Consider the following 17,577-nt stretch of genomic DNA (forward strand, 5'->3'; position numbering starts at 1 on the left):
TTGCATGTGTAAAGCATGCCGCCAGCGTTCAATCTGAGCCAGGATCAAACTCTTATGTTCAATCTCTAACTTATAACTTCTGGTCTGCTTCAAAGAAACCGACAGAATAATGTTCAAAACATCATCTTGTCTGTCTTCTAAACAGTGTGAGGCCTAAGCACTCACACTTATCGGTAATCTGTTTGTTAAAGAGCAAAGACGATTATTATAGCACGCCGCTTCTTTTTGTCAAACTATTTCTGAAAAGAAACGGAACTCAACCGTCAAAATACGCCGCCGAAGCGGCGAAGAACCGAACTATACGCACATCCGAAAATACTGTCAAACATATATTGTAGAAAATAGAAGATTTCTTATTATATTTTTGTTTTTTAAAAAATTAAATTTGAACCCACATAGGGATTGACCTAAGGATACTTATTTCCAACTTACCTGTATGCTTTTATTTTGACTTCGGCGTACAATTCTTACTCGATTAAATTTATACCGTTATTATTGAAAGGTTGTTGTCACTTATGAACCTCCTCCCCCGTATTCTCCCTTTAGCCCGTATGCGGCGTATGCGGAAAGATGATTTTTCCCGTCGCCTGATGCGCGAAAATGCACTGTCTGCCGATGATTTGATTTATCCTGTTTTTGTTCTGGAAGGATGCAATCAGGAAGAAAATATTGCATCGATGCCCGGAGTGAAACGGCAAAGTCTGGATAAATTACTCTATACAGCCGAGGACGCTCTCAATTACGGTATTCCTATGTTGGCACTTTTCCCGGTGATAACGGAAAATAAGACCGAATTTGCAGAAGAAGCTTATAACCCCGAAGGTTTGGTACCGACTGTGGTACGCGAATTGCGTACACGTTTCCCCGAATTGGGTATTATGACTGATGTTGCATTGGATCCTTACACCATACATGGTCAAGACGGACTGACTGACGGTAACGGCTATGTTATGAATGACGAGACTATCGAGGTCTTGATTCGGCAAGCATTGTGTCATGCCGATGCCGGGGCTCAGGTAGTGGCCCCTTCCGACATGATGGACGGACGTATCGGTGCAATCCGTGAAGCCTTGGAAGACGCGGGGCATATACATACCCGAATCATGGCATATTCCGCAAAATATGCATCGGCTTTTTACGGTCCATTTCGTGATGCGGTCGGCAGTTCGGGCAATCTAGGCAAAGCGGACAAAAAAACCTATCAGATGGACCCCGCCAATACGGACGAGGCTTTGCAGGAAGTTGCTTTGGACATTCAGGAGGGAGCGGATATGGTTATGGTAAAACCCGGCCTGCCCTATCTGGATGTCGTACGCAGAGTAAAAGATACTTTCGGCGTGCCGACTTATGCTTATCAAGTTTCGGGAGAATATGCCATGTTGCAGGCAGCGATACAAAATGGCTGGCTGGACGGCAATCAGGTAATTTTGGAGAGCCTGTTGGCATTCAAACGAGCCGGGGCGGACGGTATTTTGACCTATTATGCATTGGAAGCCGCCAAACTTTTGAAAAAATAATACCGACCACTTTGAAGAATGAGCTGAGGCCGTCTGAAACTTTTCAGACGGCCTCAGTATGTTCAACTGATAAATTACTCTTTTAACTGCTTACGGTCATATACTGCTTGAGCCAGTGTTCCCGCATCAATATATTCCAGTTCCGCCCCCAGCGGCATACCGCGTGCCAAACGGCTGACTTTATAAGGCAGGTTTTTCAACAATTCGGCCAAAATGTAGGCAGTGGCATCGCCTTCGGCGGTGAAATTTGTGGCGATAATGATTTCCTCAATTTCGCTGTTTTGCAGCCTTACAACCAATTGCTCCAATGCAATATGACCCAAGTCCATATCTTGCAGCGGGCTGATATGCCCCATCAGGACAAAATATAAGCCGTCATGACAATGCGCCGCTTCCATTCCGGCAACATCGGCGGGCATATGAACTATCATCAGCCGCTTGCCGTCCCGATCCGGATTGGCGCAGATTTCGCATAATTCATTCTCGCACAAAGTATTGCAAAGCGTGCAATGCCGCACTTGTTTCAGCGCATGCTGCAAAGCCTCAACCAGTTCTTTCGCGCCTTCACGGTTGTATTGGAGAAGTTGGTAGGCCATACGCTGGGCCGATTTCGGGCCGACATTGGGCAGGATTTTCAGCGCATGTATCAATCTGGAAAATGCATCTTGCGGTTTGGACATAGTATCGTTAGAGGAAGAATTGAACAGTAAAGGCCGTCTGAAACGCCATAAAGATTTTCAGACGGCCTCAATGGCAGCAAAGGATGGTTTATCCGGCCGCCATATACTTTCACTTATGCGCCGTATACCGGATTTTTAGCGCACAGAGCCTGAGCGGCAGCGGCCACACGGCCCAGATTGGCTTCGTCATTCGGGTTGTCCAAAACATCGGCAACCAAATTGGCCAATTCGCGTGCGTCGGCTTCGCTGAACCCGCGCGTAGTGATGGCTGCCGCGCCGACGCGGATACCGCTGGTAACGAACGGTTTTTCCGGATCATTCGGGATGGCGTTTTTGTTAATGGTGATGTGCGCTTTGCCCAAGGCTTCTTCCGCCGCTTTGCCGGTAATGTTTTTGGCGCGCAAATCCACCAGGAATACGTGGCTTTCGGTGCGGCCGGAGATGATGCGCAGGCCGCGTTTGACCAGCTCTTCCGCCATCGCCGACGCGTTGATTTTGACCTGTTTGGCGTATTCTTTAAACTCGGGCTGCAATGCTTCTTTGAATGCAACGGCTTTGGCCGCAATCACGTGCATCAGCGGGCCGCCTTGCAGGCTGGGGAAAATGGCGGAATTGAGGGCTTTCTCGTGTGTGTTGTCGCGGCACATAATCACACCGCCGCGCGGGCCGCGCAGGGTTTTGTGGGTGGTAGTGGTTACAAAATCGGCAAACGGCACGGGGTTGGGATATTCGCCGCCCGCAATCAAGCCGGCATAGTGCGCCATATCGACAAACAGGTACGCGCCGACTTTATCGGCGATTTCGCGGAATTTCGCCCAGTCGATTTGCAATGCGTAGGCCGATGCCCCCGCCACAATCATTTTGGGCTTGTGTTCCAATGCCAAGCGTTCTACTTCGGCATAATCCAACACTTCGTTTTCATCCAAACCGTAAGCTACGGCGTGATAAAGTTTGCCTGAAATATTCACGCTTGCACCGTGGGTCAGGTGGCCACCGTGCGCGAGGCTCATGCCCAAAATGGTGTCGCCCGGTTTCAGCACGCTGGCGTAAACCGCTTGGTTGGCTTGGCTACCTGAATGTGGCTGCACGTTCACATATTCCGCGCCGAAGAGTTTTTTGCAGCGGTCAATCGCCAACTGTTCGGCAACGTCCACATGTTCGCAACCGCCGTAATAACGTTTGTTCGGATAACCTTCGGCATATTTGTTGGTCAATTGGCTGCCCTGTGCCTCCATTACGGCATAGCTGACGTAGTTTTCAGAGGCAATCAATTCAATGTGGTCTTGCTGACGTTCGACTTCTGCGGCAATCGCGGCAGCAAGCTCGGGGTCGTATTTTGCAATGGTTACGCTTTTTGAGAACATGGGATTTCCTTTGGACTAAAGATATGCGGAAGTGTGTGCCTGCCAGCTGCCGTTTTCAGACGGCCTCTTTCCAGACAGGACGGGCGGTCATTGTAACAGAGCCGACGTTAATATGTATCGTGATTTCACCGCCGCCTATGATGAAGGCCGTCTGAAAACCCTTGTTCCGACGATGGAAACGAAAGATGGTTTTCAGACGGCCTCTTAATAGACAGGCAAACCTTTTATTTTTTCTTCGCGTGTTTCAACGAATCGATGGCCACGGCCAAAACGATAATCGAACCTTTGATGATGTATTGCCAATAAGGGTTTACGCCGATATAGCTCAAGCCGTAGTTAATCAGGGTAAAGATAACCACGCCGATAACCACGCCGAATACCGTACCGACACCGCCGCTGAACGACACGCCGCCGATCACACAGGCTGCAATCGCGTCCATTTCATACATAAAACCCAGATTGTTAGTAGCCGAACCGATACGTCCCGCCTCCAGCAGGCCGCCGAAAGCGTAAAACACGCCGGACAGGGTGTAGATGCCAATCAGGTTTAAAGTAACGTTTACGCCGGAAACACGGGCGGCTTCCGGATTGCCGCCGATGGCAAATAGGTTTTTACCGAAACGGGTTTTGTTCCAAATCACCCACATCAATGCAATCGCAACAATGGCATAAATGGTGATGTAGGACAGACGGAATCCGCCGATATCGAAGAAACCTTGAGTGAAGGCGGAATATGCGCCGTCGAAACCGGCAATAGGTGCGGAGCCGACGTAGTCGTAATACAGAGAATTCACACCGTAGATAATCAGCATTGTGCCGAGCGTGGCGATGAACGGGGTAACGTTCATGACGGTAACGATAACGCCGTTCACCAGCCCGATGAGCGCGCCGATGGCGCACACCAGCAAAATAACCATCGGAATCGGCACAACACCCAAATCGGGGAAGACTTTATTTACATTGTCCACCGCCTGCAGCAATGTGGCAGAAATCACTGCTGCCAATCCGACTTGGCGGCCCACCGACAGATCTGTGCCTTGGGTAACGATTAGGCCGGCCACGCCCAGCGCAATGATGATGCGGACCGAAGATTGGGTTAAAACGTTACTGAAATTGGTCAGGCTTAAAAAGCTGGCATCTTTGGAGATAATCACCACCAGCAACAACAGCAGCACGAAATACAGCGCGTAGTCCTTCATAAAGTCCAAGGCTTTGTTCTGTTTGACGGCACTCATAAAATTCCTTTAAATAATCAATTTGTTTGCATTCAGCGTAATAGCTTTGAAGTTTTCAGACGGCCTTATAAATATTTGGCCGACAATTGCAGGATTTCTTCCTGATTGGTTTTCGCCGTTTCGACAATACCGGCCACCTTGCCCGCACTCATCACTAATATGCGGTCGGTAACCCCCAAAAGCTCGGGCATTTCGGAAGAAATAATGATGACCGCCTTACCTTGCGCGGCCAGTTCGCCGATTAACTGGTAAATCTCAAATTTCGCACCGATGTCGATACCGCGCGTCGGTTCGTCCAACATCAGGATTTCGGGTTTGGTTAAAAGCCAGCGGCCTAAAATCACCTTCTGCTGATTACCGCCCGACAACGATCCAATACGGGTTTTCTGGCTGGGTGTTTTCACACGCATGGAATCGATAACCCACTGAGTGTCGCTCTTCATGCTTTTATTGCTCAGCAAACCGCCTTTTTGATAGCTCTTCATATTGGAAATCAGTGAGTTGAAGCTGATATCCAGTCCGCCAAAAATACCGGTGCTGCGGCGCTCTTCCGTTACCAGGGCAAAACCGTTTTTAATCGCCTCCACCGGCGATTTGTTCTGCACCTCTTTTCCGTGCAGCAACACTTCGCCTGCCCCACGCTCGCGGATGCCGAACAGGGTTTCGACAATATCGGTACGTTTCGCACCAACCAATCCGCCGATACCCAATACTTCGCCTTTTCGCAATTCAAAGCTGACATCGCGGATGGACGGCTGGTTTTTCGCCGTCAGGTTTTTTACCTGCAACACGACTTCCCCGGGCGTATTGTTTTTTTCCGGGAAACGCTGGGTAAGGCTGCGGCCGACCATTTTTGCCACCAACTCGTCCATGGTGGTCTCTTTCACCGCTACGGTATCTATCCATTTTCCGTCGCGCAATATCGTGATTTCGTCACAAATTTTGAAGATTTCCTCCATTTTGTGCGAAATATAAATAATGCCGCAACCGCGCTGCTTCAGTTTGTCGATAATGGTAAACAGATGGCCGACTTCCTTTTCCGACAGGGAGGATGTCGGCTCATCCATAATGACGATTTTAGCGTTGTAGGAAAAAGCCTTTGCGATTTCAATCATCTGCATTTCCGACACGGTCAACTTTGCGACTTTTTCGCGCGGATCGATGTTGATGCCCAATTCGTCAAAAATCGCTTTGGTATCGGCATACATTTTTTTCTGATCGACGAACAAGCCTTTGGTCGGATACCGTCCCAACCACAGATTGTCCATTACCGAACGCTGCTTCACCAGGTTCAATTCCTGATGCACCATCGAAATACCGTTTTCCAAAGCTTCTTTCGCACTGGAAAAATCCACTTCGCGGCCGAGAAAACGGATACTGCCCGAATCTTTGGCATAGATGCCGAACAGGCATTTGAGCAGGGTGGATTTGCCTGCCCCGTTTTCCCCCATCAGCGCGTGCACCGAATGCGCCCTTACCTGCAAATTCACGCCGTCCAAGGCTTTCACGCCGGGGAAGGCTTTATGCACGTCGGTCATGGTCAGCAGCACGGAATGGTCTTGTTCCGCCGTCGAATCCTTAGCCGTCATGGTTTGTTCCTCATGATTGTCAACAAAATGGCTTCCTGAAAACAGTGTGCCACAGATTTTCAGACGGCCTTATCGTGATACGGCACCCGCCGTTTTCCGGTTGGGGCGTAATATGGAAGACCCTGTCTAAAAATAAAAAATATAAATAGCGAAGCCGGCCGGATTATATTCAATCCGGCCGGGCATCCAATCAGGCCGTCTGAAAATTATTGTTTCAGGAACTGATCCAGATTGGTTTTGTCCACGCCCACATAAGGTACGCGGATATTTCTGTTTGCATCAAGTTTGTAGGCGGAAGAAGCGGCCGGATCTTTACCTGCGGCCAAGTCTACTGCCAGAGCGTATACCGCTTTAGCCTGTGTTTCGCCGTCGTTCAATACCGAACCGGCCAGCGTATCGGCCTTAATCATTTGCAGGGCTTCAGGCAGTGCGTCTACACCGAAGGTCGGCAGGACTTTACCTTGTGCCTTCATGGCTTCTACAGCACCCATCGCCATACCGTCGTTGTTGGAAATAACCACTTCGATGTCTTTACCCGAAGTACCGGACAACCATGCCTGCATGATGTCTTTGGCTTTGGCTGCGTCCCACATGCCGGTGTCCAACTGCAGTTGTTTGGTTTTGATGCCGTCGGCGTTCAATTTTTCAACCACATATTTGGTACGCGCTTCGGCATCAGGGTGGCCCGGCTCGCCTTTCAGCAGAACGAAATCAACCACGCCGTCTTTGTTCAAGTCCCATTCCGGATGCTCTTTCCACATTTTGCCAATCAAAGATGCCTGGATTTCGCCTGACTCCTGAGGATTGGTACCGACAAAATAAGCCTTATCATAGCTTTTCAGAGCGGCTTCGCCAGGGTCTTTATTGAAGAAAATGACCGGAACGCCGGCGGCTTTTGCCTTCTCGATAATCGTGCTGCCTGCGGCAGGATCGACTAGGTTGATGGCCAAAACTTTTGCACCTTTGGCGAGCATTACATCCACTTGATCGTTTTGCGTGGATTGGTTGTTCTGCGAATCGTTCATCAACAATTCGGCATTTTTCGCCGCAGCCGCTTCGCCTTCCAATGATTTACGCATCAGCGACATGAAGTTGTCGTCATATTTATAGATGGTTACACCGATTTTAGGCGCATCGCCGGCAGGCTTTCCGCCTTCAGCTTGGGATGCGTTTTGGCTGCCGCCGTTACAGGCGGTCAAACCCAATACTGCAGCCAATGCTGCGGCGGTCAATGTTTTCTGGAAATTCATAAAAACTGTCTCCGTATTTTTTGTTGCTGCGGTGCGGTAGGCCGTCTGAAAAATCCGCCCTCCGCGTCTATGGTGCCTCTCGGCAAAACAGGCGGCAGTTTGAATTAAAATGCCTGATTTGTAAATTACCCATACGGATTTTCTGATAATTTCTGACACCTTCTAACAACAATTTATCGTCTTTTTACTAAAATTCCCGCATAAAATAAAAAATGTACCTTTTTTCGCCAATAAGGCCGTCTGAAAGATCTTTTCAGACGACCTTATTGGGGAGCATCAATCTAATCAATCAGCGCATCATGACGATGATTGCGGTAGTGTTTGTATTTCACTGCATAAGCGGCAACAGTCGGCACCAAAGCCAAAACAATCTTAAAAGTCCAAGATGCAAACCACGGCTTGTTAATCACAATTGTGTCGGCAACAGCCCCTGGCTCGACAAACTTACTCACGGCATACCAATCCAACAGCGGCCACCAACATGCAGTCAGCAACCCGAGAAACAAAGGCCAAATCAGGCGAATGCGATCCCGCTGCCATAACAAAAACAAAACTGCCGCCCAAATCAGCGTAAGCGTGCAAATCAACAAGGCAGTATGCACCGGCGCACCAAAATAAGAAGCCGCAAAATAAGTCAGCACCACCCATAAAGCGGCCAACACCGCCATAATCAATTCTTCCGGACGTTTGAACATAATAAAAATCCTTGCAGACCAATCGCTGTGAATATACCGCAAATCGACCGTTTTGGATATGGTGTAAAATCCCGCTTTTGTCATTTCTTGAGATGAAAGCATGAAACTGAAATCCTTTTTGCGTAAGGCCGAATCGGTTCTGAACCGCCTGGATGCCTGGCTGCCGCCCGAAACCCGCGAACCGGACTGGAATGCCGGCGCCTTCCGATGGCAAAAGGCCGGCAACAAAGGAATTTTGGAAAGCCTGCCCGCACCGCATACCTTCCCATTATCCCGCCTGGCAGCGGTAGACAACCAAACCGCCAAGCTGGTCCGCAACACCGAACAGTTCCTGGCAGGCCGCCCCGCCAACAATGTCCTGCTGACCGGATCGCGCGGCACCGGCAAATCGTCATTAGTCAAAGCATTGCTGCATGAATACGGCGCGAGCGGCCTGCGACTGATCGAAGTAGACAAAAGCGACCTGACCACCCTGCCCGCCCTGTTGCAACTACTGGCTTCCCGTCCGGAAAAATTTATTGTTTTTTGCGACGATTTATCTTTCGAAGACGGCGAAGACGGCTACAAGGCATTAAAGACCGCTTTGGACGGCGGCCTGTCCCAACGCTGTGCCAATGTTTTGGTGTATGCCACGTCAAACCGCCGCCACCTGATGCCTGAATATATGGATGAAAATACGGGACACACCGGCGTTCGCGGCGAAGTGCATGCCAAAGAGGCGGTGGAAGAAAAAATTTCCCTATCCGACAGATTCGGGCTGTGGCTGAGTTTTTATCCGTTTGACCAAAACGATTACCTTCAGGCAGTGGCGAACTGGTTGGAATATTACGGTGTGGATTTTGATGATACTGCACAACGGGCAGCATTGAATTGGTCTCAAATGCGAGGCGGGCGTTCCGGCCGCGTTGCCTGGCAATTTGCCTGCGACTGGGCAGGACGGCTGCCCCAAGACCGCAGTTTGAATCTGAGTTAATAAGGTTGCCGGCGTTTACGGAAAAGGCAAAAGCAGAGTTCAAGTAATGAAACGGCAAGGGGTTGTTGCGATATATAGACAATACAAAAACCGTTCGATGCTTACTTCCTTCGGGCTCCAATAGTCCCTCTCGGAACGCACGAACGGCTTAGCGGGAAATTATCCTTACTGTCTGCGCCTGCCAATAACCACCCAAAAGCATACACGGCTTTTATGCCCGTATCGGGTGCGCTACCGTGCTATTAAATGTGCTATTAAAAATGCCGACACCTCGACTTTTCATCTACGAAAGCAGCCGCTCATATTGATTTATCGAGGCACATCCATCAGGACTTGTCGGTTAGTGAAAGTCTGACCAGAATTAGATAATTTCAGGCTCTAACTCATGCAAAACCACCTGAAACTGCCCAACGGAGGATATGTTGCAGTTTGATAGAACAGGCAAACGGAAAAGCCGCAGATACACAAAACAAAGCATAATGCCGATTTACACTAAAATCCGCCATAAAAAGGCCGTCTGAAAATACCCACTGTCGCAGCAGGTATTTTCAGACGGCCTAACGTTCTTTTTTATGTGTTAGAAGGCAACATAATTGACGGGATTGACCGGCTTGCCATCTTGACGTACTTCGAAATGCAGCTTGACGCGGTCGGTATCGGTATTACCCATCCGCGCAATGGTTTGCCCGCGTTTTACCACTTCTCCTTCTTTCACCAACAAAGCCTGGTTATGGCCGTAGGCGGTCAGGTAGGTAGAATTGTGCTGGACGATAACCAAGTTGCCGTAGCCGCGCAATCCGTTGCCGGCATACACCACTTTACCGTCTGCGGCAGACACAACGGCCTGTCCGCTTGTTCCGGCAATATCGACACCCTTATTGCTGTTACTGTAATGGGCGATAATGTTACCGGCTGTAGGCCGCTGCCAAGTAATACCGGCTGCAGTGCGCACGCCTCCGGACGATCCGGCGGAAGAAACGAGCGGTGTCGGCGCGGACTGCTGTACGACACTCACCGGCGGCGTATTGACAGGTGCGCTGACCGGCGGATGGCTTGGTGCAGGCCTATGCACGACGGTTGAAGATGCCGGGGCAACATAGCCGGCCGGCTTCACGCGCAGGGTCTGGCCAACGCTGATATTGTTATCGGTCAAACCGTTCCAGGCACGCAAATTATCCTGAGTGATGTTGTAGCGTTTGGAAATATTATAGACGGTATCGCCGCGCACGACTTTGTGCGTCGCGGCATTAATGTCTACCGGCGCATATGAAGGCACATAGGTGCTTCCGGAAACCGAAGGTGAGGAAATTGTCGGCGGCGGTGTATAAACAGGGGCATTTCCGCCCATGTTTCCAACCGATGCGCTGGGTTCATAAGGCGCGGCACCGTAAGGATTGCCGCCTGTGATGCTGCTTTCGGTATTCTGCATGCCGACGCCGGTATTGGTGCCTTCCACTACAGGTGCGGCCGGCTGCTGAAGCCACGAACAAGCTCCCAACATCAAAACGGCTGCTAAGGAACCGGCTCTCAACGCAGTTTTTTTCAACATAATTTTTCTTACCTTTTGAGTTTCTTAAGTTAAGCGGACGCTATCATAATAAAACTAAGCCGCCTTCTCAAGTCCAAACCCTGCTGTATGGCCGAATATCGGGCAGTCAGACTGTAAAATCCCGTTATCCTTCACTCTGCTGCCAATAGCGCGCCGTTTCATGGAGCAGATTATAGGCTGTCAAATCAATCTGCAACGGCGTAACGGTAATAAAACCGGCGGCACATTCGGCAAAATCGGTTCCATCTTCCCGGTCTGCAGCTTCTCCTGCGGCACCAATCCAATAAACCTTTTCCCCCCTCGGGTTGTGCATCGGCACAATACTCTGTTCGTGATGACGCCTCCCCAGCCGCGTGATCCTGCATCCGCGCAAATCTTCGGCGGCAACGGCAGGGATATTGACGTTCCACAAAACCGGCTGTTGCGGTGGATTCGCCGTCAATTTTTCCAATAACTGCCATGCCGCCTTCTCGGCAGTCGGCCAATAGCGGTCGGTATGGTCGTTTAAGGAAAAGGCCACAGCGGGGAAACCGAGCAAATAGGCTTCGGTTGCTGCCGCCACCGTGCCCGAATACAGGGTATCGTCCCCCATATTCGCACCGTGATTGATGCCGGACAACACCAAGTCGGGCTTGAATTCGGGCAGTGCATGTAACGCCAAATGGATGCAGTCGGTCGGCGTGCCGCTGACATAGTAAAAGCCGTTTTCCGCCTGTCTGAGCTGCAACGGCCTGTCCAGAGTCAGCGAGTTGCTGACCCCGCTGCGGTTACGCTCCGGTGCCACAACGCGCACATTGGCAAACTCGGCCGCCACTCTGGCCAAAACGGCAATCCCTTGAGCAAGATAGCCGTCGTCGTTGCAAATCAGGATGTTCATTATTGCTCTCCGTTTTTAAATCTGTTGTTTGATGCTGATATGAAGGCCGCCTGAAACCCGAATAATGTTTTCAGACGGCCTGTTATCATGGATAAAAGCCGATTTAATACCCCGAACCGCCATACTCGCACAATATCAATTCCGCAGCCGCCAAACCGCTCTGCACTGCGGCCTCCAAGGTGGCGGGATAACGCGGATGCAGGTAATCGCCTGCGGGATAAATACCGTTTTGCTGCAACCACCGGCAATCGGGCAGCGGCCTGTTTGCATAAGAGGCGGCAGTTGCCCGTTTTTCCGTAATGACTTTTGCCGCAATCGGGGTGCCGATTTCGGGACAAATGCGGTGCAAATCCGCATCGGCACGCCGTATCCATTCTTCCGCCGACAAGCGTCCGACATGCTCGGATACGCTAATGACTGCCGCCACTTCGCGGTCGGAAGCACCTAGGCAGCCGCGTCGGAAAAACCACTGTACCGTACCTTCGGCCAAACCGGTCATTACCGACGGCAAGCGGACTGTTTCGGCATAGCGCAGGTAAACCGTTGTAATGGCATGGTACCGGATACCTTCAAAAGCCGTCTGAATATCCTCAGGTGTTTCAGACGGCATTAAAGCGGAAATATGATAAGGAGCAACCGCCGCCACCACTGCATCAAATGGTTCGCCGTTTACAGCCACACGTCCGCCCGGCAACAGGGCCAAACGGCCGACGCGCTGTTCGAAATACAGACGAACCCCGTGTCGGCGTAAAAAACGGATTGCCGGTTCGACCAATAAAGTATTCAAATCGGTTTTTGGCAACAGATAGTCAGCAGCATGTTTATCCGCCCATACGCCGTCTTCCAATACCGCCCGTAAAACACGCAGGCTGGCATCCTCAATCGGCGTATTCAATGCCCCCAACACCAGCGGCCGCCAAAATCCTGCCAATAATTTTTGCGGGCATTGTTGGGAACGCAGCCATTTGCCTACAGGAACATCTTCACCATGCCATATGCGCAGATTCCGCATCTGTTTTAACAATGCGGCCTTATCCGACCAACGGACGTTTTTTGCCCCTAACACACCCCATAAAAGATGCAGAGGCGCAGGCAGAGAGGCCGTCTGAAACTGTAATCCGTCGGCCAAATGCCATTGCAGCGGCAATCTGACACAATCATGCCGGTAATCAGCCCCGATTTTATCCATCAGATGACGGACACCGCGATAGGCGTACATCATAATATGTTGGCCGTTATCCAAAAAGCTGAAGCCCGCATTATCCGCCGCCAACGCCCGCGCCCTGCCCCCGGCCGTTTTACCGGCCTCAAACATTGTTACATCTGCTTTTCCGGCCAGATTAACCGCAGCCGACAAACCGCTCCAACCCGCACCGATAACCGCTATTTTCCGCTTCACGCTCATGGTCTGAATCCAAATAACCAAGTTTTCAATGCAATCCGTTTTTTTCTCGGCCCCGGGATTGCAATTTTGTAACGCAACACATTTCCCAAGCCGTCCCTACGGATTTCCTGCAATAAAGCATAATATATCGCCGCCATAATCAAGCCCGCTTTCTGCCTGCGGCAATCCTCATCAGGTAAAAGATCACGCGCTTCACGATAAAGATTTTGCGCCCGTGTGTATTGAAAATTCATAAATTCGATAAATTCAGCTGAAGATTCGGCGCGCAATACCGTCTGTTCTGCAATACCAAAACGTTCCAGCTCATCCTGCGGGAGGTAAATTCTGCCCATCCGCGCATCCTCGCCAACATCCCGGATAATATTGGTCAGCTGCAAAGCCAATCCTTGTTTTTCGGCATACAGTAAAGTTTGCTCATTATCAAATCCCAAAATCCGTGCAATCAACCTGCCTACCACTCCGGCTACCCGATAACAATAAACCGACAGCTCGCCAAAATCGGGATACCTTACTTGCCGAAGATCCATTTGCATGCCCTCGATAATTTCCTCCAACTCGGCTTGAGGCAGAGAAAATTCGATAACAATATGTTTTAACGTCTGATTAACCGGATGCTCCGGTAGACCGTCTGAAAATACCTTGGCCAAATCCCCCCGCCACCATTGCAAGCCCATTGCCGCCACTTGCTTATCGGCACAATCGTCCACTACATCGTCCAGTTCGCGGCAAAATGCATATAAGGCAATCAGAGCATTTTGCCTATTTCGCGGTAAAAAACGAAAACCGGAAACAAAGCTGGAACCGCTTTCGGAAACTTTGTTACGGCAATAATCAAGGGGCTGCATATTTGTTTTTGAAAAGTACCAACTAAAAAGGCGATTGTAGTGTGATTTATAAAATGAAACAAACCCGCAATACTACTTGCGGGTTTGTTTTCAATACCTTTATTTACACGGAGCAGAAGTTTGAAATGCCTTTGCTGCTGCAATATTCTCGTCACGAGTGCCATCCATACAAGAATAACTTGCGCCCTGGCTACTTACCCATGCAGTATAGCTGTACCCCGATTTTTTAGGCTCCGCATAAATCCTAATGCCAACAGGATAACCTTTATCTTTCTTTCCCTGCCTAATAAATTCAGTAGTAAAAGTATATTTTGCTTTGAGATCGCCATCAATCATGTTTGCAATCTCGGTATTTAAAGTAGCCTCGGTTTTATTTTGTAAATAAGATGGTTCTTTAACCAATTCTGTTTTGATAAGATCCGCAACGCTAGCCATCTTTGATCTTGCATTCACAAGATCACCCTTCTCGATATATTTTGTGTATGAAGGCAAAGCAATTGATGCCAGTATCGCAATAATTGCAACAGTAACCATCATTTCAACCAAGGTAAAACCAAGCTGCCTACTTGAAGCTTTCATTACGTTTTCCTTAAATATCCGCCGCAACATATGATTGCAAGGTGACAACTGTATTAGTATTCTCCCCCCACGCCCTCGCAGTAACTCGATAAACAATCTGCTCAGTACCATCCGAAATCCATTCAATTACATACTTCGGTTTTTTATTCAATACGGTATCTGCAGCATATTCTTTACCGTTTGTTTCCAGTAAACTATTACTCCCTCCCTCCCAAACGGCCTGTTTAGATTTCGATGGCAGGCACAAGCCATTATCGCAATTAGAAGTAAATTGTGCTTTTTTATCAAGATCAACTAAATCTTGATCTACAATAGCTTGCTCTCCTTGACGTAAAGCTGCCTCCGCAATCTGCATTGTCATTTTACGATCTGCATCATTACTACTCAGCCGACTTTCAGTATTGAATAGCTGTGCCGCAGCCAAAACTAAAATAGCGAGCACCAACATCATAATCATCACAATAGGAAGAGAAAATCCTTTTACATTATCTTGGCTCTTCATTAATTTGCATCCTCTTGGAAATTGCGTTCTGCACATGAGTTGCCTCCACGTATAGTTGCATTGATGTAATAAGTTTGAACATCAGATTCAGAATTATTAGCTGCTTTACCGCCCTTAACCGCTCCATCGTTACCGGAACCTCGCAATTTCATTCTTAGCAAAGCAGGGGATAAGGCCGTTTTATCACTTTCGATATCATTAACGAATTTGATTTTCGCATCATTTTGCATAGATTTACATCCTGGAGATTGAACATATCCAAACTCTAGCTTCCAAGATGTAACCCCTGCCAATAACAATTGAGGCTTACCAAGCTCTCCAGTTGTCGGATTTAACTGGAATAAATAAAGTCCTTCCTCCCCACCTGTAGGAGCACCAATCGCATATACATTAACTACCTGCCTAAATACGGATATTTCTGATTGGAGCTTAGGATTAACTTGAGTGTCATGATCAGGACTCAGATTAGGGGACAAATCTTTAACGGTTAGCTCACTACCATTCAACTCCTTAGTACTACTAGGAAATCTCTCTAATGATGAACAGGTGCTAACAATGATGGGAGCTTTAGTTTGTTTATTCAACTCCGCCAACTCACCACCTTTCTCAATCTGTACAGAAAAACTATTTGCACCACTGGACGAATACCCGCTACTTGAACCAATTCCATAAGTAAAAAGCAGAACTTTCGAACTAGACTTACTAATAGTAAATTCAGGCAGTGATAAGATGGTTCCATCCAAGTATTTAACGCCTTGATTTTGATTATTGTACTCCAAAGCTCCTAATACATTAGCAGTGCCATGATCTTTCAATTTTGTTTGATTACTCGCAGCCGTTTTTGCTAAATTGAAGCAACCAAACGAACCTGCCATTCTAGCATCACGCACAATCATATTGGTTGCATTGCGCAAATCATTTTGCACCTGTAGACGCCCCTTTGCCACCTGACTGAGTTTTTGTGTAGTGACAAAGCCTGATCCTGCTGCAATCAACACAATAATGCTCAATGCACTGGCAACAAGTAGTTCAATTAAAGTAAATCCCGTAATTTTTTTAGGTAAGACGGTATATCGATTGTTTTGCCGTTTCATAAAATTTACTCTCCGTCTCGAATATAAGTTTGATAACTAACCGTTTGCGCCTTATCTGTATTTTTATCTGACAAAGGCTGAACCAACCAAGCAATTTTTATTGCCACCTTATTACTTGCCTTATTATCACAACCCCAATCTGAAACCTCACCAGTATCCGGATCTATTGCAATAGCTGTTTTCAAACTATTAGTCTTACAAATCTTCGTTCTAACATTCATATCGCCTAGCTTGCTTGCATTTAATTCGGCATTAAATTCTTTCAACTGTTTCAAAGCAAGGTTGGTAGTATCATAGCTATCATTAGAATCTCGCTCAGCATCAGGAAGTGGATCTTTTTCAATAATATAATGGTCATATTTCCTTTTAGTCCAAACACCATCACTACCAACCAACTCCAATTGCGGATTAGCTGTCATACCCTCAATCAAATTTTGGGCAGCCTGTGCTGCAATGCTCTGTGTTTCAGCATCCCTAACACTACCTACCGAACGCAGCTGTGTTGCCAGCAATGCCAAAATACCCAAAGCCAAGACCACAACAGAAATCAAAACCTCAATTAAAGCAAAACCCTGCTGTTGGAATCCAATTCCCATATATTTATTTATTTTCATATTAACATCCACCATACTCATTACATGTTGCGCCAGTTAAATCGACATCGTACTTACAAGCCGGACGGCTATCGCCATTGGCACAAAAACTAACTTGCCCTCCTGATACCAGCAAAGTTACCGCTCTACGCTCACCCGTTTCTTTATCTTTCGCCTCATTATCGGTAAAGGTAAATTTAGTAAAACCGCCAACAGGATAACCAACGCCCATATTTCCTGAACTGTCAGCAATATATCTTTTTATTGAGCCATCTGGAAAAAATGCCAATATTTTTGCATCCTTTTCTGCCTTTATATCTTTTCCATCAAATCCCACATTTCTAATTTGATAACGAACTTTTATCTGATCTTTGGCTTTATTCATTACTACTGTACGTAAAGATTCATCCTTACTCCTTTCGTATTTTTGATCATACTCTGGTGAATCAGCCCATACAGCATATCCCGAACCTGCATAAGTACTCTTACAATACTGATCCGGCTTACCATCTGTCTTAATTTGTACTGGGCACAGATAAACTGGCTTATTTAACCTTGCTGCCTCTGCCCTAGCGAACCTGATTTGACTAGCCACTTTTTCAGCTACTGATGCAACACGCCTCTTAGCAACCCATTCTGCAAAATTTGGAATAGCAATTGCTGCCATTATGGCCATAATAGCTATTGTCACCATCAATTCAATCAGGGTAAAACCCTTTTGCCTAGATCCCATAATTCATTCCCAACTTTCAATTGTTTTCGCAGTATTTTTATTCCATTATTCTAAACGATAATGGAGCTTATATTCCAGTATTCTAGAAAATTTTAAT

Annotated in this window: 18 protein-coding genes; 3 read left to right on the plus strand and 15 right to left on the minus strand. The window is 48.0% G+C overall.

The window, feature by feature from the left end; translation table 11 throughout:
- The first annotated feature begins 515 nt into the window (after positions 1 to 515).
- Positions 516 to 1,517 carry a porphobilinogen synthase gene (gene hemB / locus BM261_RS06930; RefSeq protein WP_074896788.1) on the plus strand — a complete coding sequence of 334 codons (1,002 nt, stop codon included), beginning with the start codon at positions 516 to 518 and terminating at the stop codon, positions 1,515 to 1,517.
- Between the two features lie 74 nt (positions 1,518 to 1,591).
- Here hemB and recR read toward each other — a convergent pair whose 3' ends face one another.
- Positions 1,592 to 2,197, minus strand: a complete 606-nt coding sequence (gene recR / locus BM261_RS06935) for a recombination mediator RecR (RefSeq protein ID WP_074896790.1) — start codon at positions 2,195 to 2,197, stop codon at positions 1,592 to 1,594.
- Between recR and BM261_RS13005 the strand changes: the two genes are divergently transcribed.
- On the plus strand, positions 2,190 to 2,336 hold the full coding sequence (locus BM261_RS13005; protein ID WP_369668761.1) for a hypothetical protein: 147 nt from the start codon (positions 2,190 to 2,192) through the stop codon (positions 2,334 to 2,336). The two genes, recR and BM261_RS13005, sit on opposite strands and share 8 nt — an antisense overlap.
- Here BM261_RS13005 and glyA read toward each other — a convergent pair.
- The 5 genes from glyA to BM261_RS06960 form a co-directional block, all read right to left on the minus strand.
- On the minus strand, positions 2,311 to 3,561 hold the full coding sequence (glyA, locus tag BM261_RS06940) for a serine hydroxymethyltransferase (RefSeq protein WP_074896793.1): 1,251 nt from the start codon (positions 3,559 to 3,561) through the stop codon (positions 2,311 to 2,313). The genes BM261_RS13005 and glyA overlap by 26 nt on opposite strands.
- A 224-nt stretch (positions 3,562 to 3,785) precedes the next feature.
- Complete coding sequence (gene mglC, locus BM261_RS06945) at positions 3,786 to 4,796, minus strand: galactose/methyl galactoside ABC transporter permease MglC (RefSeq protein WP_074896796.1); 1,011 nt, start codon at positions 4,794 to 4,796, stop codon at positions 3,786 to 3,788.
- A gap of 65 nt (positions 4,797 to 4,861) precedes the next feature.
- Positions 4,862 to 6,385, minus strand: a complete 1,524-nt coding sequence (gene mglA / locus BM261_RS06950; protein ID WP_074896799.1) for a galactose/methyl galactoside ABC transporter ATP-binding protein MglA — start codon at positions 6,383 to 6,385, stop codon at positions 4,862 to 4,864.
- 206 nt (positions 6,386 to 6,591) lie between these two features.
- A complete protein-coding gene (gene mglB, locus BM261_RS06955; RefSeq protein ID WP_074896802.1) occupies positions 6,592 to 7,635 on the minus strand; it encodes a galactose/glucose ABC transporter substrate-binding protein MglB in 1,044 nt (347 codons plus the stop codon).
- A 281-nt stretch (positions 7,636 to 7,916) separates the two neighbouring features.
- Positions 7,917 to 8,330, minus strand: coding sequence for a hypothetical protein (locus BM261_RS06960; protein ID WP_049249685.1), 414 nt, complete (start codon positions 8,328 to 8,330; stop codon positions 7,917 to 7,919).
- A 100-nt stretch (positions 8,331 to 8,430) separates the two neighbouring features.
- Here BM261_RS06960 and BM261_RS06965 point away from each other — a divergent pair, with 100 nt between their 5' ends.
- On the plus strand, positions 8,431 to 9,303 hold the full coding sequence (locus BM261_RS06965; RefSeq protein WP_074896804.1) for an ATP-binding protein: 873 nt from the start codon (positions 8,431 to 8,433) through the stop codon (positions 9,301 to 9,303).
- Between the two features lie 577 nt (positions 9,304 to 9,880).
- On the opposite strand, the gene BM261_RS06970 is transcribed toward BM261_RS06965, so the two are convergent.
- The 9 genes from BM261_RS06970 to BM261_RS12890 form a co-directional block, all read right to left on the minus strand.
- Positions 9,881 to 10,852: a peptidoglycan DD-metalloendopeptidase family protein gene (locus tag BM261_RS06970; RefSeq protein WP_074896807.1), complete on the minus strand. Its 972-nt coding sequence runs from the start codon at positions 10,850 to 10,852 to the stop codon at positions 9,881 to 9,883.
- A 124-nt stretch (positions 10,853 to 10,976) separates the two neighbouring features.
- Positions 10,977 to 11,729: a 5'/3'-nucleotidase SurE gene (surE, locus tag BM261_RS06975; protein WP_049249593.1), complete on the minus strand. Its 753-nt coding sequence runs from the start codon at positions 11,727 to 11,729 to the stop codon at positions 10,977 to 10,979.
- A 103-nt stretch (positions 11,730 to 11,832) separates the two neighbouring features.
- On the minus strand, positions 11,833 to 13,134 hold the full coding sequence (hpnE, locus tag BM261_RS06980) for a hydroxysqualene dehydroxylase HpnE (RefSeq protein WP_074896810.1): 1,302 nt from the start codon (positions 13,132 to 13,134) through the stop codon (positions 11,833 to 11,835).
- On the minus strand, positions 13,131 to 13,979 hold the full coding sequence (gene hpnD, locus BM261_RS06985; RefSeq protein WP_074896812.1) for a presqualene diphosphate synthase HpnD: 849 nt from the start codon (positions 13,977 to 13,979) through the stop codon (positions 13,131 to 13,133). The genes hpnE and hpnD overlap by 4 nt, the downstream gene beginning before the upstream one ends.
- Positions 13,980 to 14,078: 99 nt before the next feature.
- Positions 14,079 to 14,558, minus strand: coding sequence for a PilX family type IV pilin (locus tag BM261_RS06990; protein WP_239661751.1), 480 nt, complete (start codon positions 14,556 to 14,558; stop codon positions 14,079 to 14,081).
- Positions 14,559 to 14,568: 10 nt separating this feature from the next.
- A complete protein-coding gene (locus BM261_RS06995; RefSeq protein WP_240317919.1) occupies positions 14,569 to 15,060 on the minus strand; it encodes a pilus assembly PilX family protein in 492 nt (163 codons plus the stop codon).
- Positions 15,060 to 16,154: a PilW family protein gene (locus BM261_RS07000; RefSeq protein WP_074896818.1), complete on the minus strand. Its 1,095-nt coding sequence runs from the start codon at positions 16,152 to 16,154 to the stop codon at positions 15,060 to 15,062. The genes BM261_RS06995 and BM261_RS07000 overlap by 1 nt, the downstream gene beginning before the upstream one ends.
- A gap of 5 nt (positions 16,155 to 16,159) precedes the next feature.
- Positions 16,160 to 16,789 carry a type IV pilus modification protein PilV gene (gene pilV / locus BM261_RS07005; RefSeq protein WP_083426664.1) on the minus strand — a complete coding sequence of 210 codons (630 nt, stop codon included), beginning with the start codon at positions 16,787 to 16,789 and terminating at the stop codon, positions 16,160 to 16,162.
- The gene (locus BM261_RS12890) at positions 16,770 to 17,480 is read right to left on the minus strand and encodes a pilus assembly FimT family protein (protein WP_074896824.1); all 711 of its coding nucleotides are present in this window, start codon (positions 17,478 to 17,480) and stop codon (positions 16,770 to 16,772) included. The genes pilV and BM261_RS12890 overlap by 20 nt, the downstream gene beginning before the upstream one ends.
- Between the last annotated feature and the right edge of the window lie 97 nt (positions 17,481 to 17,577).

The organism is Neisseria elongata subsp. elongata (assembly GCF_900113545.1).
Classification (GTDB): Bacteria; Pseudomonadota; Gammaproteobacteria; order Burkholderiales; family Neisseriaceae; genus Neisseria; species Neisseria elongata.